Annotated in this window: 2 protein-coding genes; one reads left to right on the top strand and one right to left on the bottom strand. The window is 70.1% G+C overall.

The window, feature by feature from the left end; all coding sequences use genetic code 11:
• Window positions 1–1306 (top strand): carboxylesterase/lipase family protein (locus D7V93_RS40835; RefSeq protein WP_120648402.1); only part of this gene is annotated, 1306 nt, incomplete at its 5' end.
• Between the two features lie 67 nt (window positions 1307–1373).
• Here D7V93_RS40835 and D7V93_RS40830 read toward each other — a convergent pair.
• Complete coding sequence (locus D7V93_RS40830) at window positions 1374–3056, bottom strand: glutamine--tRNA ligase/YqeY domain fusion protein (protein WP_120648401.1); 1683 nt, start codon at window positions 3054–3056, stop codon at window positions 1374–1376.
• Between the last annotated feature and the right edge of the window lie 196 nt (window positions 3057–3252).

Here is a 3252-nt window from a genome sequence, read left to right as displayed (position 1 = left end):
CCCCTGCCCCCAGGCCAAGGCCAACATCCCGCCCTCTTCCGAGGACTGCCTGCGCCTCAACGTCTGGGCCCCCACCACCGCGGGCTCCCACGCGGTGCTCGTGTGGATCCACGGCGGTGGCTACGTGGAGGGCCACTCCGGCGAAGGCTGGTACGACGCCACGCAGCTCGCGCAGCGCGAGGACCTGGTCGTCGTGTCGTTCAACTACCGGCTGGGCCTGCTCGGGTTTCTCGCCCTGCCCCAGCTCACCGCGCCGGATGGGGGCACCGGCAACTGGGGCTTGAGGGATCAGCTCGCCGCGCTGGACTGGGTGCGCCGCAACATCGCCGCCTTCGGAGGCGATCCCCAGCGCGTGATGATCGCCGGGGAGTCCGCGGGCGCCGTCTCCGTGACGACGCTGCTGGCGGCCACGCCGGCCCAGGGCCTGTTCCAGCGCGCCGCCATCCAGTCCGGCACCTACCGGCCCGTGCTGGAGAAGGAGCAGCCCGTGGGCGCCTTCCCCTCCGCGTACCTCGTGGGCCTGCAGACCGCCCTCCGCCTGGGCTGCACGGACGGCGACATCGCGGCGTGCCTGCGCGCGAAGCCCCCCGCGCAGGTGCTGGGCGCGCAGGCGCAGCTCGCGCCCGTGATGGAAGTGGGCCTCGCGTTGACGCCCACGCTGCCGGTGGTGGACGGCGTCGTGCTGAAGGGCCGGCCGCTCGCGCAGGTGCTCGCGGGCCACGGGGACGTGCCCGTGCTGGTGGGCGCCAACGACGACGAGGCGAGCTTCGTGCTGGCCAGCATGGGCGTCGTGGGCAACCCGGGCGACTTCGGCCGCTACGTGGACGCCATCGGCGCGGGGGCGAAGAAGGCGGAGCTCACCGCGCTCTACCAGCCGTCCGCCGTGGGCGAGGTCGCGGCGGCGGATGCCCTGGGCACGGACCTGTCATTCGCGTGTCCGGCGCAGCGGCTGGCCACCGCGAGCGCCCTCGTGGGCACGGCCCCCGCGTACCTCTACCGCTTCGCGCGCGCCGTCCCCAACGGGCCCCTGGTGTCGCTGGGCGTCGCGCACGGGACGGACATCGTCTACCTCTTCGGCCACTTCGACGCCGTGGGGAGCGTGCCCACGCCACTGGACCTGACGCTGTCCCAGCAGCTCCAGTCCGCCTGGGGCGCGATGGCGCGCACCGGCGCCCCCATCCCCGCGTGGCTGCGCTTCTCTCCCGGCGGGACGTTCATCACCTGGAACACGCCGGCCACGACGGAGACGACCTGGCGCGCGGGACGCTGCGCCTCGCTGGAGGCCTGGGGCCTGCTGCCCCCCTAGACACGACGAAGCCCCGGGTGCGGACACCCGGGGCTCCGGTGGAGCGTCACCCGCGGGGAGGCGACGGCTACTTCTTCTGCTCCTTCACCCACGAGTCCTTCAGCGTCACCGTGCGGTTGAAGACGGGCACGCCCGGCTTCGAGTCATTCGCGTCCGCGCAGAAGTACCCCAGGCGCTCGAACTGGAAGCGGTCGCCCGGATTGGCCTGCGCGAGCGCCGGCTCCACGCGCGCGTCCGTGACGACCTCCAGGCTGTTCGGGTTCAGGAACTCCTTGAAGTCCTTCTCCTTATCCCGGTCCGGCTGCTCCACGGAGAAGAGCCGGTCATAGAGCCGCACCTGCGCGGTGGGCGCGTTGCCCGGCACCCAGTGCAGCGTGCCCTTCACCTTGCGGCCATCCGGCGAGTCCCCGCCGCGCGTCGCCGGATCATACGTGCAGCGCAGCTCCGTGATGTGGCCCGCCGCGTCCTTGATGACCTGCTCGCACTTGATGAAGTACGCCGAGCGCAGACGCACCTCCTTGCCTGGCGCGAGGCGGAAGAAGCCCTTCTCCGGCACCTCCTGGAAGTCGTCCGCCTCGATGTACAGCTCGCGCATGAACGGCACCTTGCGCGAGCCCAGCTCCGCCTTCTTCGGGTGGTTGGCGACCTCCAGCTCCTCGGTCTGGCCTTCCGGGTAGTTCTCCACCACGACCTTGAGCGGGCGCAGCACCGCCATGGCGCGGGGCGCGGTCTCGTTGAGGTCGTCTCGGATGCTCAGCTCCAGCACGCCCATGTCGATGAGGCTGTCCGACTTGCTCACGCCGATGCGCCTGGCGAAGTCGCGCAGCGACGCGGGCGTGTAGCCCCGGCGACGCAGGCCGCTGATGGTCAGCATGCGCGGATCATCCCAGCCCGACACCCGCTTCTCCGTCACCAGTTGGAGCAGCTTGCGCTTGCTCATCACCGTGTAGGTGAGGTTCAGCCGCGCGAACTCGTACTGGTAGGGCCGGTCGCCCTTGATGAGCGCGTCGACGATCCAGTCGTACAGCACGCGCCGGTTCTCGAACTCCAGCGTGCACACCGAATGGGTGATGCCCTCGATGGCGTCCGACAGGCAGTGCGCGAAGTCGTAGAGCGGGTAGATGCACCACTTGTCGCCCGTGCGGTGGTGGTGCGCCTTCCGGATGCGGTAGATGGGCGGGTCGCGCAGCACGGGGTTGGGCGAAGTCATGTCGATCTTCGCGCGCAGCGTGTGCTTGCCGTCGGGGAACTCGCCCGCCTTCATCCGGCGGAACAGGTCCAGGTTCTCCTCCACCGTGCGCGTCCGGTACGGGCTGTCCCGCCCCGGCGTGGTGAAGTCACCCCGGTACTGGCTGATCTCCTCCGCGGACAGGCTGCACACGTAGGCCTTGCCCTCCGTGATGAGCTGCTCGGCGAAGGCGTAGAGCCGGTCGAAGTAGTCGGACGCGAAGAAGCGCCGGTCGTCCCAGTCGAACCCGAGCCAGCGCACGTCGCGCTGGATGGACTCCACGTAGTCCGTGTCCTCGGTGAGCGGGTTGGTGTCGTCGAGGCGCAGGTTGCACTTGCCGCCATACTGGCCCGCCAGCCCGAAGTTCACGACAATGGCCTTGGCGTGGCCGATGTGGAGGTAGCCGTTGGGCTCGGGCGGGAAGCGGGTGTGCACGCGACCGCCGTGCTTCCCGGTCCTCTGGTCCTCCTCGATGACCTCCTGGAGGAAGTTGAGGCCCTGCGTCTCGTTCGTCGTCGTCATTTGGAGCGAATCCTCTTGAAGCCGGACAAGGGGGGCAAGGGTTTCCTGACCCGAATCCCCCTCCCGCCGTTTTGACAAAGCCGTGTCACACGTCCGCGAGCAGCGACTCCCAGGCCTTGAGTGCCCGCTCGGAGGACAGCTCCTCCGCCCGCTCCAGGGCCCGCTTGCGCAGGTCCTCCCGCCACGCCGCATCCCC

The organism is Corallococcus llansteffanensis (genome assembly GCF_003612055.1).
GTDB lineage: Bacteria > Myxococcota > Myxococcia > Myxococcales > Myxococcaceae > Corallococcus > Corallococcus llansteffanensis.
The sequence above is the reverse complement of the archived record's forward strand: the minus strand, read 5'-3'. Positions and strand labels throughout refer to the sequence as shown.

Bases quoted from the DNA above. Each gene is read 5' to 3' on its own strand.
- D7V93_RS40830 (WP_120648401.1), bottom strand. From the start codon at position 3,056: ATGACGACGACGAACGAGACGCAGGGCCTCAACTTCCTCCAGGAGGTC.